The sequence below is a fragment of the Burkholderia anthina genome (assembly GCF_001547525.1).
In the GTDB taxonomy this organism is placed as follows: Bacteria; Pseudomonadota; Gammaproteobacteria; order Burkholderiales; family Burkholderiaceae; genus Burkholderia; species Burkholderia semiarida.
Window position 1 is genome coordinate 199,108 of sequence record NZ_CM003769.1, and the last position, 14,894, is coordinate 214,001.

Here is a 14,894-nt window from a genome sequence, read left to right on the forward strand (position 1 = left end):
ATCGCCCGCGCTTCGTTACATTAGCCGGTCACCTGCCTGTTCGCGGCGCGTCGCCGCTCTTCCGGAGAATCCCCCGATGAAGCCGTTCTGGTCCCGCGCGTGGCAATCCGCGGCCCTCATCGTTGCCGCGCTTGCCGGCCTCGCATCGATGCAGGCCCACGCGGCGGCGCCCGCCGAAATCCGCGTCGACTACGCGTACTACTCGCCCGAGAGTCTCGTGATCCGCCACTTCGGCTGGCTCGACGACGAATTCAAGGCCGACGGCACGGCGATTCGCTGGGTGCTGAGCCTCGGCAGCAATCGCGCGCTCGAATACCTGAACAGCGGCGCGGTCGATTTCGGCTCGGCCGCGGGCCTGGCGTCGGTGCTCGCCCGTGCGAACGGCAACCCGATCCATACCGTCTACGTGTTCTCGCGCCCCGAATGGACCGCGCTCGTGGTGCGCAAGGATTCGCCGATCCGCTCGCTCGCCGACCTGAAAGGCAAGAAGATCGCCGCGACGCGCGGCACCGATCCGTTCCTGTTCACGCTGCGCGCGCTGCACACGGTCGGCCTGACGCGCGACGACGTCGAGATCGTCAACCTGCAGCATCCGGACGGCCGCACCGCGCTCGCGAACGGCCAGGTCGATGCGTGGGCCGGGCTCGATCCGCACATGGCCGCCGCGCAGCTCGACGACGGCGCGCGCCTGCTGTACCGCAACGTCGCATTCAATACGTACGGGTTCCTGAATGTTCGCGATGCGTTTGCCGGCCAGTATCCGCAGGCGGTCGCGCGCGTGCTGAAGGTGTACGACCGCGCGCGCCAGTGGATCGTCGCGCATCCGGCCGAGACCGCACGGATCGTCGCCGACGAATCGAAGGTGTCGCTGCCGGTCGCGAAGCTTCAGCTTCAGCGCAACGACTTCAGCGACCCGGTGCCGGGCGACACACAGCGCGCGGCGCTGAAAGCCGCGGCGCCCGTGCTGACGGCCGAGCAACTGACCAAGCCGGGCGTCGATCCCGCGAAGATCGTCGATACGCTGATCGACCCGTCGTTCGCGCGCCCGATCGTCGCCGCATCGCACTGAGCGTGCTGCCGATGACCGACACCACCGCGCGCGGCGACGCACTTGCGTCGCACCCGCCGGCCTCGCCGCCTCGCGCGGCCCGGCGCGACCCGCTGCGCGCATGGCGTATCGCGGGCCTCGCGCTGCCGTTCGTCGCGCTCGTGCTGCTGGAGGTCGTGGTGCGGCGCGGCTGGCTGCCGGATCATCTGGTGCCGGCACCGAGCGAGATTCTCGATACGCTGGCGCGGATGGGCGCCGCGCGGCTCGCGCGCCATATCAGCGCGAGCACGCTGCGCGTGGTGGCCGGGTTTGCGGTTGGCGCCGGGCTCGCGCTCGTCGTCGGCGCGGCGATGGGCCTGAGCCGGCGAGTCGACGCGCTGTTCGAACCGACGTTCCAGGCGCTGCGCGCGATTCCGTCGCTTGCATGGGTGCCGGTACTGCTGCTGTGGCTCGGCATCGACGAAGCGCCGAAGATCACGCTGATCGCGATCGGCGCGTTCTTTCCGGTTCACCTCGCGGTGGTCGCCGGCATCCGCGACGTCGACCGCAAGCTCGTCGAGCTCGGCGCGGTATACCGGCTCGGCCCGCTCGCGCTGTTCCGCCGGATCCTGCTGCCGGCCGCGCTGCCGCAGATCGTCACCGGCCTGCGTACCGGCCTCAGTCTCGCGTGGATGTTCATGGTCGCCGCGGAACTGATCGCGGCCACGCGCGGCCTCGGCTTCCTGCTGAGCGACGGCCGCGAAACCGGGCGCCCCGATCTCGTGTTCGGCGCGATCCTGCTGCTCGCGCTGCTCGGCAAGCTGACCGACGGCGCGATGCGCCGCATCGAGTCGCGCTGGCTCGGCTGGCGCGACCCGTTCGACGGCGTGCCGCGCGAGGGCGTGAAATGAGCACATCTCCTTCCGGCCGCCCGGCGGCCGGCCTCGCCGCGCCGCTGCTCGACCTGCGGATCGCCCGCAAGCTGTATGGCGATCGCACGATCCTCGCCGACGTCGCGTTGCAGGTCGCGCCAGGCGAGATCGTCTGCGTGGTCGGCCCGAGCGGTTGCGGCAAGAGCACGCTGCTGCGGATCGTCGCCGGCCTCGACGCGGACTTCCGCGGCAGCGTGACGCTCGACGGCAGCGCGCTCGCCGGGCCGTCCGCGCGCGTCGGCGTGATCTTTCAGGAGCCGCGGCTGCTGCCGTGGCTGTCGATCGCCGACAACGTCGGCTTCGCGGCCGGCGCGCGGGGCGGACGCGACCCGAGCGTCGCGCGCTTGCTCGACGAAGTCGGTCTGGCCGGCGTCGCGCGGCAACTGCCGGCCACGTTGTCGGGCGGAATGGCGCAGCGCGCCGCGATCGCGCGCGGGCTGTTCGGCGAGCCGGATCTGCTGCTGCTCGACGAGCCGTTCAGCGCGGTCGACGCGATCACCCGGATGCGCCTGCAGACGCTGCTGCTCGATGTCGTCCAGCGGCACCGGATGGCCGCGATCGTCGTCACGCACGATCTCGACGAGGCGCTGTATCTCGGCGATCGCGTGCTGATGCTTGCGCCGAACCCGGGCCGCGTCGACGACGAACTCCACGTCGACGTCGCGCGGCCGCGCGATCGGCGCGATCCATCGCTGGCCGCGCTGCGCGCGCGGCTGCTCGATGCGTTCCAGCGCTTTCACGATCGCGCGGCCGGCGACACGGCGGGGATCCCGGCCACGCCGGACTGACATCGCCGGCCCGCACCGCACACGACTTCATCGGGCGGACACCGATCGCACGAACGCAGCCAGATCGCGATTGAACCGCTCAGCTTCCTCGATGAACGGCGCGTGCCCCGACTCCGCATACACCTTGCTGGCGATGCGCGGATTCAGCTCGGCCGCGCGAGCCAGCGTCGTGGGCGTATCGACCAGTGCATCGCGGCCGCCGTAGATGAAGAGCAGCGGCACGCGCGCGTGGCCGAGCCCCGCCGCGGCGAATACCGACATCGTCGGGATGGCCTTTTGCATGTCCCACGACGCCATCGCGGCATTGGCGAGCAACCGCTCGAACGTGGCGGCATCCGGCCGGCGGTTGAAGCACAGACCGACGAACGTGCGCTCGCCGTCGAGATGCGTTTTCAGGTCCGGCGCATTCATGTCGCGGTACACGTCCGGGTGATCGACGATCTGGCCCGGCGCGAGCTCGACCACGCCGTCGACGTACACGGCGCCCGCGATCGCGCGGTCGCCGTATCTGGCGAGGTAGTTCGAGATCACCACGCCGCCGAGCGACCAGCCGACCACGACGGGCTTGCGCGCATGCGCGCCGTCGATCACCGCGGCGAGATCGTCGCCCCAGCGGGTTCCGTCGCGATACGGCCGCGCGCCGGACGGCTTGTCCGACAGCCCGTGGCCGCGCAGATCGTACGTGATGATCCGGAACCCGCGCAGCTCGGGGCTCTCGAGCTGCGCGTCCCAGTTCAGGCGGCTGCCGAGCAGGCCGTGAATCAGGATGACCGGCAGGCCGTCGGGGTCGCCGCTTTCCTGGACGGCCAGCTTCACGCCGTCCGTCGACGTCACGGTATAGCTGAGCGGCGCGGCCGCCGCGTCATACGCCAACGCGAACGGCGTCGCCCACCAGACCACGGCCAGCAGCCAGCGGATCAGCACTCGGGTAGTCACGATTTTTCCTCCAGGCATGAACGGACGCACAGTCTCAACCCTCACACTGATGTGAGAGTCAAGCGAATCGTGCTAACCTGCCGTGCATGAAAAACCCGCCTCCGCAGCCCCTGCTGACCATCGGCAAACTCGCGCAGCTCACCGGCGCGAGCGTGCGCTCGATCCGGCACTACGACGAGCACGGCCTGCTCGCGTCGGTGCGCGCGGCCAACGGCTACCGCCTGTTCCCCGACAACGCGGTGACGCAGGTCAGACAGATCCAGCGCATGATCGCGACCGGTTTCACCCTCGACGACATTCGCGGCTTTCCGGACTGCATGCTGCTGATCGAGGGCGCGCGTTCGTGCGATCAGATCACCGAGGTTCAGCGCGAACGCCTCGAAGCGATCGACCGTCAGATCGCCGATCTGGAAAAGCGGCGTGCGCGGCTCATCAAGACCTTGCAGGATGGCGCGGTGCCGCCGCTCGATTGAGGCGCCGGCGTTCACCGGCACGAAGCAGCCCCCGCGTCGCCCTTCGGGCACCCGCTTCACATCGGCATCGTTCGAGAATGCGCGACCGGCGACGGCGCGCACACCACGCCCGCCGATCCACCGAAAAAACGGGCATATTCAATTACCGCCGATTACGAACGCTTTTCATAAACGCATCCTTGACATGCCGAATCGCGTGGTATTTACTGCCATTGCAATCGATGCAATACGAAAAACCGCACGACGAAAAACAGGACTGAGAGTTGCATTTGCAGCGGCGCGCAGCAATACGCGTCGGCGAAATGCAAGACCGAGAAGTAAAACAGGCTTGATCCGACCGGGGGCCACGTCCATGTCCGCTACCACCAAACCGCCGCCTGGCGGTTGATTCCCGCCATTCAGCCATCCGACCCCGCAGGCCTGCCGCCGGTTTTCCGATAGAACCGGGGCGGTGCCGTGACGCGCGTCGCCCACCCGAATCGCATCGCTCATGCGTCGGGTTTCAATGCGAGACGGCATGTTCGCGGAATATCCATTTTAAAAATCCGGTGGATCCCGAATTTCACCGGCGATGCATTATCAATTCGGGATTTTCTTAAATCTGTCGCTTCGATATTTCATATATTGATGAAGGAATAAAAATGAGTACCACGACGATCGAAAGTGCCGGTTACGGGGTCTACAACTCGACCATCGATGTCACGAGCCAGGTGGCGGCGGCCTACCAGAACGGCCAGCGCGTATTCACGGCCAGCAACCAATGGGGCGATCCGGCCCCGGGCGAGCGCAAGTACCTGTACATCTTCTGGACCCGCAACAGCGAATCGCAGTCGGGCGTGACCGGCGAGAACGATTCTCACGGCGTCACCCTGCCCTGAACCGCGTTCCGCGCGCGGGACGGGCCGCCGCGCCGCGGCAGTTGGCAATCGGCAGTCGCACGGCCCGTGCGCGTCATCCGGCGCGCAGCGTGTCTTCCCCACCTTACCGATCGACAGGAGTCTTTCATGCCGTCCGTCTACGTGCAGAACATCTCGATTCCCCTGAGCGACGCCAAGCCGTCCGATTCGGGCGTCATCACGGCCCAGGCCACCTACAGCTTCCCGACCAACGTGATTGCGGCCGGCGCGTCGGTGGCCAGCTACTCGGTCTCGTTCGGCAACACCGACCACCACCTGCGCACGGTAGGCGCGAGCGTGCAGGTGCAGACGCAGAACAATTCGCCGACGGTGACCATCACGGGCTCGCTCCAGTTGATCGACAACAGCAGCAACGAGCTCAATCCGAGCAGTTGCTCGCTGATCGCGTCGGTGATTGCCTGGGCGCAATAAGCGGCGTTCGCCGCCGCGTCGCCGCGATGGGCGGCGGCGTCGTTTCCATTGCCCGGTTTGCGGTCGTGCCTTTCGTGGTCCTCCGCCCGGCGTTCGGGCCGGGGACCATTTTCTCGAGGAGTCGCCATGTCCACCAGCGCCAGCCAGCAGGCCGACATTCCCGCCCTGGGCGTGCTCCAGTTCGACGCCGGCAGCTTCGGTTCCGCCGTGAACCTGTTCCGCGGCAATCTCGCCTTCCCGCTCAAGCTGCTGACGCTGCCGGCGCGTGGCGGGCTGGCGTTCGACCTGACCCTGCTGTACCAGAGCAACGTCACCGACCAGGTCTCGCAATGGAACCTCACCAACCCGAGCGGCGCGCTCGGCGTGGGCTGGAGCATGCCGCTCGAGCGCATCGTCTCGGAAACGCAGGGCACGGGCAGCCCGCTCGACGTGCAGTATTACCTGATGAGCCAGGGCCAGGCGATGCAGCTCGTGCCGATCCCCACGGCGTGGGGCCGCGGCACGCTGGCCGCCGACGCGTTCGACGACGCCGCGAGCGCGGCGCCGTTCGCGAGCGAGCGGGTGCCGGCGGCACTCGCGTCCGCGCTGGAGCGACACGGCTGGCGCCCGTCGGGCGACGCGCGTGTCTCGCCCACCGGCCGCCCCGGCGAGTGGCGTCTCCACGATGCGCCGCTGCGCCGCTCGCATCTGCTGCGCCGGCAAGCGGACGGCACGATCGCCGTGACCACCGACGGCCAGTCCTATGAAACGGCGCCCTACCAGTTCTGGCAGATCACGCACTACCCGGCCTGGGACAGTTGGGAAGTCGTCCGCCCGGACGGCACGGTCGCCACCTACGGCGGCTCGGATGCGGCCGCCGCCGCGCGCAACCTGATCCAGTGGGGCATCCGCTGGGGCAACTGGGTCGGCCCGAGCCGCCGCGCGGAAAACCAGCAGCGCTATGCGGTGGCGTGGAATCTCGCGCAGTTGCGCAACACGCTCGGGCACTGGATCGAATTTTCGTACAGCACGATCGAGCAGGCGGTCGGCGACGGCACGTTGACCTACACGCGCGAATGCCAGATCGCGAGCATGGAAAACGATCTCGGCTGGTCGTGCCGGTTCGCGTGGCAGCCGATGACCTACGACACCCGCTCGCTCGACGCGCCGAAGGAATACCTGGCCGCGCACGGCGACCCGACCCAGGTGCCGGGCGACAAGCCGAACGCGTGGCAGGACCGTTACGAGACGCGCTATCTCGACCACGTCGACGTGATCGACGGCTCGGGCGCGCAGCAGACGCGCCTCGATTTCGACTGGTACGACCTGACCCTTCTCGCGCCGCGCGACGCCGCCAATCCGCTCGCCACCGGCGCCTGCTACAAACGCTATCTGAAAAGCGTGACGGACACCTTCAGCGGCGGCGCGGCCCGCCCCGGCATCGCGTTCGACTACAACTTCGATGCCGGCGGCGCGCCGAACCCGGGCGCGATGACGTCGATGACGCTGCCCACCGGCGGCGTGCTGCGCTACACGTACGCCGAGATCGACGTGGGCGCGGACGAGAACGTCGATCCGGGCTCGCGCAATCTCACCGTCGACAATCCGTTCGGCGCGAGCCGGCCGGGCGCGCCGCGCATCTGGTACGGCGCCGACTACGTGGTCGTCGCGTGGTACGAGGCCAGCGAGAACGCGCTGCTGTTGAACGTCTACACGTGGCTGGGCCGCTGGATTCCGGCCTGGACGGACTGGCAGCGCTTCGACGGCGCGCTCGATCTCGACCGGACGGTGGCCACGACCAGCGCCGACAGCTTCGTGCTCGTGCTGGCGAGCCTCGACGACACGCAATCGACGCTCTATCTCGCGTCGCGCCGGCCGGTCGCGAACGCGGACTGGCGTTTCGCGGGCGAGCCCGGCGCGCCCACGCCGTACCGCTACGCCAGCAGCCAGTTGCGTATCGCCAACGGCGCCGACTTCTTCGTCGTGATCGACAACGACGATCGCCGCGTCGACCGCTACGCGCTGAACTGGCAGACGCGCGGCTGGGACGTCGCGCCCGCGCTCGCGAGCGGCACGTGCTGCCCGTCCGGCAGCATCAATACGCAATCGTACGTGGCGGCGGCCACGAATCACTATCTGGTGTTCTGCTATGACGAGGACACGGCGCGCGGCCGGTTCAGCCTGATGGTCCGCGATGCGGCGACGCTCGCGTGGCGGCTCGGCAGCACGCTGGACACCGACGCAATCACGATCCCGGCCGTCGGCGCCACGTCGTATTTCCAGCTGTCGATGGGCCAGGGGTTCGCGGCAGCCGCGTGGATCGACCGCTATGCGTCGTCGGGCGGCGTGGTGAAGGCCTTCGACTACCGCCTGGCGGTGCCCGCGTGGGACGACGACTACGGCAACCTCGCGTTGCGCCCGCTGCCCGACGTATTCGACGGCCCGGGTTTCACGAACCTGTCGCCCGCGTTCATGCAGACGCTCGGCCCCGTGATCACCGGCAACAGCCTGATCGGCTCGGGCCCGAACGTGCTGGTGTTCGACGGCGTGAGCTGGTCCTACCACTTCGCGGGCATCCAGTACCCGCCCGGCAGCGACGCGAATCGCCAGTTCTACTGGTACGCGTGGGACCCGCTCGGCGTGCTGAAGACGGAGAACACGACGTCGGCGCTCTACTCCGCGCTCGACAGTTTCGATCCCGATGCCGACACGCCCTGGGTCACCCAGGTGCTGCAGGACGAGGATCCGGCGCCCGCGGATCGCGAGACGCAGGGCTTCCCGACGCTGGCCGGCGAATTCCTGTCGCAGAACCGCGACCTCTACGGCCGTTCGGTCTGGCCCGCGTGGAACCCGCTCGCCGGATTCCGGCTGGGCGAAATCACCGTCGATCGCTTCGACAGCACGACCGTCATCAACCAGGCGCCGGATTTCCTCGCGTTCATGACGCTCGACGCCGACGGCGCGCCGCTCGACACGCAGGTGCGCTTCTTCAGCAACGGCGGGCTGCTGCGGGACGCGCAGGGCGAGCCGGTGGTCGAGCGGTTCCCCGGGCAGCAGATGTTCCGCCTGCTCAACAGCACGCTGCAGTACGAGACGGCCATCTCGGGCAAGCTGCCGGCGATTCCGTCGGGCTTCGTGACCTTCCCGTCGGGCAACGAGATCGACGCATCGACCCACGTCACGCTGCACCGCTATGCGAATCACTCGCTGCATGCGCCGCTCGCGGCCTTCGTCGTGACCGCGCTGGCGATGGACAGCGGCTACGACACGATGCTGCGCTGCTATGCGTACGCGGACGTGTCGGCCAACACCGATCCGTCGGGCAGCATCGTGCAATTCTCGACGGTGTCCGAATACCAGGCGTGCGAGACGCCGCAGGCACAGCGCTACGGCTGGACCACGAGCCATTTCTACAACGGCCTGCCCGCGCGCACGCTGCAGTTGCCGGACGATTGCCGCGTCCGTGCCGGCGCATGCGGTACGGCCGCGCCCGTCGACGACGCGTATTCGCTCGCGGCCGGCCTGCTGTTGTCGACCTCGGTGTACGACCGCGACGGCACGCTGCTGTCGTCCACCACCAGCGACTGGACCTACACCGACCAGGTCGCGAGCGACGCGAACGGCACCGCGCTGCGCAATCTCTACGACGCCGTGCCGCAGATCGCGACGTCGATCGAGAGCCTGCAGGGCGTCGAGCGCACCATGACCTATGCGTACAACGCGGCCTCGGGCTATCCGGCCACGGTGCAGACCGCCTACTACGACAGCCGGGGCGAGCTCAACGTCACGCAGCGCACGTCGCTGTTCGGTTTCGAGGTCTACCCGGCGATGTGGAGCGCGCACATTCTCGCGCCGGTGGCCAGTGCGTCGACGCGGGTGCAGGCGGACGGCGGCTGGCTGTTGCAGGCCGCGAAAGCGCAGACCTTCCGCAGTTGGGCCCGCGACGACGGCACCACCTATCTGGCGGAAGCCGACAGCTGGGTCGCGGTCGACGCGGATGCGCCGCCGTTCGCCGCGTGGAACGGCGGCCAGCCCGGCGCGGGCTGGCTGCTGCAAGAGCGTATCGACACCCGCGACGGCGAAGGCAACGTGCTGCTGTCGCACGACGTCACCGGCCGGCCGATGGCTTCGCTGTTCGACGACGCGGGGCGTTTTCGGATCGCGGGCTTCGTCAATTCGGCCAGCGGCAATGCGTACGACAGTTTCGAGGATTACCAGCGGCCGACCTGGAGCCTGCCGGCCGGCGCGGCCGTCTATCGCGACGACGCGGCCAGCGGCACCGCGTGCCTGCAGATCACCGCGTCGGCGACGCTCACCCGCGCCGTGACGTTGACCGACGGCCGCGCGCGGCAGTTGTTCGGCCTCTGGTTCAAGAGCCCGCCCGGCGCGACCGCGCGCGACTTCACCGTGACGCTGACGCTCACCGCGCCGGGCGGCGCGCAGGTGAGCCGGCGCCTCGCGCCCACCGCCGGCCAGTGGCAACCGCAGCAATGGACCGTCGATCCGTCGTCGCTGGGCCTCGGCGCGAACGCCGCCGTCACGCTCGGCATTCAGGCGGAACTGCCGGCGGGCGGCGCGGCCTGGCTGCGGCTCGACGACGTGTTCTTCACGCCGCTCGACTGCCAGTTCCAGTCGATCGCCTACGACGGCGCACGGCTGCGCACGCTCGGCACCACCGCGCCGAACGGCGTGCGCTCGCGCACGCTTTACAACCCGTTCGCCGAGCCGTCCGTAACGGTCGGCCCCTGGGACAACCCGAGCCTGATCAGCATGACCTGGTTCGCCGCGCAGGACACGACGATCGGCCCGGCCGCCCCGTTTCCGCGCGCCACGCCGAACGCGGCGATCAACGTCACCGGCCAGGGGACCGGCGTGTACGACGGCTTCTGCAACGGCGCGCTGGCGTTCTACACGGCCGCGTCGGGCAATGCGGCCGACTGGACCGCGGGCGGCGGCCTGCTCAGCTATCACGGCGAGGCCGGCGGGCCGCTCGGCGCGCGGCTCGAACGCACCGGCTTCGCGGCGACGAGCATCGCCGCGCGCGTGCTGGTCGATCGCGCCACGCTCGGCGACGCGGTGCTCGGCACCGGCACGTGGTTCGTCGGCTTCAGCCAGGCGCAGGGCTGGCGTCTGTGGCGGCTCGACGGCGCGAACGCGGTGCTGCTGCAATCCGACAGCGGCGCGTCCGCCGCACGGGAATGGCTGCTGGTGGCCGTGACGGGCCGCGTGCTGTTCTTCGCCGACGGGCGCAAGGTGTTCGAATATGCGGACGCCGCGGTCGCCGCCCCGTTCGGCCTGCAGCTCGGCATGACGGCGCCTGGCAGCTTCTCGGCGCTGGCCGTGGCCGAGGACGTCGGCCTGAGCGTCGAGTACCGGGACGGCCTCGCGCGCAGCCTGCAGACGCTCAAGCTCGAATCGGCCGATAGCGCCGTGCTCGACACCGGCGTGTACGACGAGCGCGGCAACAGCGCGATCCAGGCGCTCACGAGCCGCGTCACGGTGTCCGGCGCCCAGGCGCTGTTCGTCTACCAGGACGGCCTGGTGACCAACGGCGGCGCCGGCGGCAGCCTCTGGGAAGGCGCGCCGCTCGAGGGCGCGCTGGCTGCCTGGCACCCCGATGCCGGCGGCTATCCGTTCTCGCGCACCGCGTACGAAAACGCGCCGCTCGGCCGGCCGGTGGCGTTCGGCCAGCCCGGCTACGACTATGCGATTCGGCCCGGCAACACGCATTACGCGACGCGCGGCTACGGCGTCAATACCGATGCGGGGCGCTTCGCGTACCCGTTGCCGCTCGGCGAATACCACCTGACGGTGGACGTCGATCCCAACGGCGCGCTCACGCAAACCTGGTCGGACACGGCCGAGCACCTGATCGGCCGCGTCGTGCAGAACTCGGCGACCGACGACAGCCTCGACTGGCGCATGAGCCAGATCCACGACGCGCAGGGCCGCACCGTCGCGTCGGTGCCGCCCGCGTCGTACGCGGCGGGTGGCGCCGGCACGAAAACCGTGCCGGCCGGCAGCAGCACCGCCGAATACGACTTCGCCGGGCATCGGCTCAGCTCGACCGACCCCGACAGCGGCACCACGCAGATCGTCTACAGCAGCGCCGGGCTGATGCGCTTCCTCGCCGACGGCAATGCGTTGAACGGCGGCTACGTCGCCTATCGCAAATACGACACGCTGAGCCGCGTGATCGAGGAAGGCACCTTCGCCGTCGCGTGGGATCGCACGCAGCTTCAGCAGCATGCCGACGACCCCGACTGGCCGCCGTCGCCGCCCACCTGGAGCGTGCGCCGCCACTACGACGGCGACGGCTCGGATGCGACGCAGGACGACCATCTCGTCGGCCGGCTCTGGAAGGTCGAAGTCAACCAGGGCAACGCCGGGCTGGCCGCCTTGACCGAGACGGTCGCGTACGACCGGGCCGGGCGCGTGCTCGCGCGGCGCCGGCAATTCGCCGGGATGCCCGCGGGCGACTGCGTCATCGCGAATACGTGGTCGGCCGGCGGCAACCTGCTGTCGAGCACGGATTCGGCCACGGGGCTCGTCAGCCTGCGCCGTTACGATCCGCTCGGCCGCGTGCTCGAGGTCGCGGCCGACACCGGCGGCACGACGACCGTGCTGATCGCGCACGAGTACGAGCCGAACGGCAAGCCGGCGCTCACCCGGCTGCTGCCCGACGGCAACGGTTCGGCGATGTTGTCCCGGCGCTTCGCGTACACGCCGCCCGGCTGGCCCACCCTCAGCGATGCTGGGGCAGTGCTCAGGGAAACGCTCGGCTACGACACCGGCGCCTGTCAGGGCGGCGGCTACTACAACGGCGAAGTCGCGAGTCAGACCGTCACGGCGGACGTGCCCGGCGGGTCGCTCGGGCCGGCCTGCACCACCATGGATTCGCTCGGCCAGTTGACCGCGTTCGGTGCCGGCACAGACGCGCAACGCTGGGACATCGACCTGAACGGCAACTTCGAGCGGCACACGCGCGGCGCCGATTCGGCCGGCTACACGTATGCGGCCGGCACCAACCGACTGACCGGCTACACGGCCGCGCAAGACACCACCACGTTCGCGTACGACCATGCGGGCGGGATCGTCGGCGCGAGCGACGGCGCCGGTGCGGCGCGCTGGCAGATCGGCTATGACGCCGGCACCGGGCGCCCCGTCAGCTACGCCAATCCGGGCGTGTCGCTGTCGATCCTGCGCGACGCGGACGGCAATCGCGCGGCGCTGACCCGCACGAGCGGCGGCGCGACCACGCAGCGCTTCCAGATGTCGATGCCCGACGGCGAAGTCGTGATCGATACGGCAAACGGCGCGATCGAGCCGACCCGCTTCATCGCCGCGCTCGACGTCCAGGTGGCATGGCACGACGGGCGCTTCTACTTCGGGCTGCTCGACCATCTCGGCAGTGTGCGCGTGCTGCTCGACGCGAGCGGCGAGACCGTCGGCGCGTGGCAGTACGACGTATACGGCCAGCCCACCGTGCTCGTGGCCGCGCCGCTTGCGTGGCCGCGGCTGTTTACCGGCCACAACTACGACGCGGATTCCGGTTTCTATGACTGCAACGCGCGCTTCTACCACCCCGGATACGGCCGTTATCTCAGCGTCGATCCGATGCTGGAAACGCCGTCGCCGTACGTCTATGTCGGCAACAACCCGCTCGTCTTCACCGATCCGAGCGGCATGAACGTGTGGGGCATCATCGTCGGCGCGCTGGTCACGCTGGTGGTGGGCGTGGCCGGCGTGGTGCTGCTCGGCACCGGCATCGGCGCGGCGATCCTGGTGGGCGTGGTGGCCGGCGCGGTCGGGTCGATGGCCGGCGACCTCATGAGCATGGCCACCGGCGACCAGATCAGTTGGAAGCAGTTCGGCATCGACGCGCTGGCCGGCGCGGCGGCGGGCGCGGCCGGCGCGCTGGCCGGCGGCGGCGCCGGCGCACTGACCGCGCGCGCGGCGCTCGGCTTGAGCGCGGGCAAGGTAGCCACCACGCTGTCGGTGTCGCTCGTCTCCGGCATCGCGGGCGGCGTGGCCGGCGGGGCGGCCGGGGCCGGCGTGACGGCCGGCATGACCGGGCAGCCGTTCTTCAGCCGCGCGACCGCGCTGAACATCGCGATCGGCGCGGTGGCGGGCGGCGGCGCCGGGCTGATGGCGGCGGGCGCGCACCTCACGTTCTTCACCGGCAAGGAATCGCTCGGCGTCAACCCGACGCCGCTGGAGAACGCCGGCGAAATCCCGAACTATCCGCCGCCGAACACGCCCGGCCTGCCGAGCGAGCCCGGCCAGAGCGGCCTGGTCGGGAAGGTGCGGATCCTGATGCCGAACGATCCGGTCACGACCAGCGTGAAACGCAGGTGGGATGCGTTCACCACCGATCTGCAGCGACAGCAGTTCGCGCAGAATCTCACCCGGATCGGCAACCTCGACGTCGACGTCGTGGCGACGCATGGCATCTCGCGCAGCGCGATGGTCGAGTGGACGGGCAACAACGGCGTGCAGATCAACCGGCCGATCTCCGCGTCCACGCTGGCGCGGTTCCTGCGCGCGCAGGGCTACGGCGCGGCCGATACGAACTTTCCCGCGGCGTCGGGCAGGCCGATCAAGCTCGTCACCTGCTTCGCGGGGATGGCAGGCCGCTTCGGTTTCGCGCAGGCGCTGGCCAACGAGCTGCGGGTCGACGTGTACGCGCACTGGTGGGTGGTCTATCCGACCAACAACTCGACGCCATGGATCCGCTTTCAGCCGCGCTGACGGCGCGACACGTCGCGACGAGCGACGAGCGACGACGGCCGCTTAGCGGCCGTCGCGCATCGGGCATACTGCGCGGCTTCACCTTCTGCCCGTGGTCACGCCCATGCGCGGCCGCAACCGCGTCGCGTCAGTCGTCGAAGGTGTCCTGATATTCCGGCGCCGCATCCGCGCGCGTGTTCAGTTCGAACATCACGCCGCCCGGCGCGCGGCAAAAGAAGCGCGAGCCGCGCCCGTTGTTGAAGACGTCCGTCTCCATCGCGACGCCCTCTTCCTTGAAGCGCGCGAACAGCGCTTGCACGGCATCGAGGCTCGGCAGCTCGAAGCCGACGTGGAAATTAGTCGGCCACGCGGGCACGCCGTCGCCGACGTGATCGATCACGACGTCGAACCCCGGGCGCTTGAGGATCCAGGATTTGTCCCAGCTTCCCGCGATCGTGAAGCCGAGGTATCGCTCGAAGAATCGGGCCGTCGCGAGCGTGTCGGCGGAGGGAAAGCTCAGGTGGTTGAGCTTCATCGTCTGTGTGGTGTCGGTCATTGTCGCGTGCTCCGATGCGGTGATGGGCGCAGGCCCCATGCCGTGCCGCCCGAGGACTTCAGAATACGAGCGCAAGCTCGCATTCCACAACTCGCATTGGACGTTCCGCCGCGGGCGCGCGAAACCCTTGCGGGGCCGGGCGTTG

At 69.4% G+C, this 14,894-nt stretch carries 10 protein-coding genes; 7 read left to right on the forward strand and 3 right to left on the reverse strand.

Going from position 1 to position 14,894, the window contains the following annotated elements; all coding sequences use genetic code 11:
- The first annotated feature begins 76 nt into the window (after positions 1-76).
- Genes WS64_RS17215 through WS64_RS17225 form a run of 3 tightly spaced genes read left to right on the forward strand, consistent with a single transcriptional unit; the run spans position 77 to position 2,747 of the window.
- Positions 77-1,069 carry an aliphatic sulfonate ABC transporter substrate-binding protein gene (locus WS64_RS17215; RefSeq protein WP_060967095.1) on the forward strand — a complete coding sequence of 331 codons (993 nt, stop codon included), beginning with the start codon at positions 77-79 and terminating at the stop codon, positions 1,067-1,069.
- An 11-nt stretch (positions 1,070-1,080) separates the two neighbouring features.
- Positions 1,081-1,938, forward strand: a complete 858-nt coding sequence (locus WS64_RS17220; protein WP_060967474.1) for an ABC transporter permease — start codon at positions 1,081-1,083, stop codon at positions 1,936-1,938.
- Positions 1,935-2,747: an ABC transporter ATP-binding protein gene (locus WS64_RS17225; RefSeq protein WP_060967096.1), complete on the forward strand. Its 813-nt coding sequence runs from the start codon at positions 1,935-1,937 to the stop codon at positions 2,745-2,747. Before WS64_RS17220 ends, WS64_RS17225 begins: the two co-directional genes overlap by 4 nt.
- Positions 2,748-2,774: 27 nt before the next feature.
- On the opposite strand, the gene WS64_RS17230 is transcribed toward WS64_RS17225, so the two are convergent.
- Positions 2,775-3,683 carry an alpha/beta fold hydrolase gene (locus tag WS64_RS17230; protein WP_060967097.1) on the reverse strand — a complete coding sequence of 303 codons (909 nt, stop codon included), beginning with the start codon at positions 3,681-3,683 and terminating at the stop codon, positions 2,775-2,777.
- Between the two features lie 86 nt (positions 3,684-3,769).
- Between WS64_RS17230 and WS64_RS17235 the strand changes: the two genes are divergently transcribed.
- On the forward strand, positions 3,770-4,156 hold the full coding sequence (locus tag WS64_RS17235) for a MerR family transcriptional regulator (RefSeq protein WP_060967098.1): 387 nt from the start codon (positions 3,770-3,772) through the stop codon (positions 4,154-4,156).
- Positions 4,157-4,321: 165 nt separating this feature from the next.
- On the opposite strand, the gene WS64_RS34345 is transcribed toward WS64_RS17235, so the two are convergent.
- Positions 4,322-4,648, reverse strand: coding sequence for a hypothetical protein (locus tag WS64_RS34345; protein WP_155720444.1), 327 nt, complete (start codon positions 4,646-4,648; stop codon positions 4,322-4,324).
- A 149-nt stretch (positions 4,649-4,797) separates the two neighbouring features.
- Here WS64_RS34345 and WS64_RS17240 point away from each other — a divergent pair, with 149 nt between their 5' ends.
- The 3 genes from WS64_RS17240 (at position 4,798) to WS64_RS17250 (ending at position 14,214) form a co-directional block, all read left to right on the forward strand.
- Positions 4,798-5,034, forward strand: coding sequence for a DnaJ-like protein C-terminal domain-containing protein (locus WS64_RS17240; protein WP_059637675.1), 237 nt, complete (start codon positions 4,798-4,800; stop codon positions 5,032-5,034).
- Positions 5,035-5,160: 126 nt separating this feature from the next.
- A complete protein-coding gene (locus tag WS64_RS17245) occupies positions 5,161-5,484 on the forward strand; it encodes a hypothetical protein (RefSeq protein WP_059577704.1) in 324 nt (107 codons plus the stop codon).
- A gap of 126 nt (positions 5,485-5,610) precedes the next feature.
- Positions 5,611-14,214: an RHS repeat domain-containing protein gene (locus WS64_RS17250; RefSeq protein WP_060967099.1), complete on the forward strand. Its 8,604-nt coding sequence runs from the start codon at positions 5,611-5,613 to the stop codon at positions 14,212-14,214.
- Between the two features lie 127 nt (positions 14,215-14,341).
- Here the strand turns inward: WS64_RS17250 and WS64_RS17255 are convergent, their stop codons facing one another.
- Positions 14,342-14,749: a VOC family protein gene (locus WS64_RS17255; protein ID WP_208606860.1), complete on the reverse strand. Its 408-nt coding sequence runs from the start codon at positions 14,747-14,749 to the stop codon at positions 14,342-14,344.
- Between the last annotated feature and the right edge of the window lie 145 nt (positions 14,750-14,894).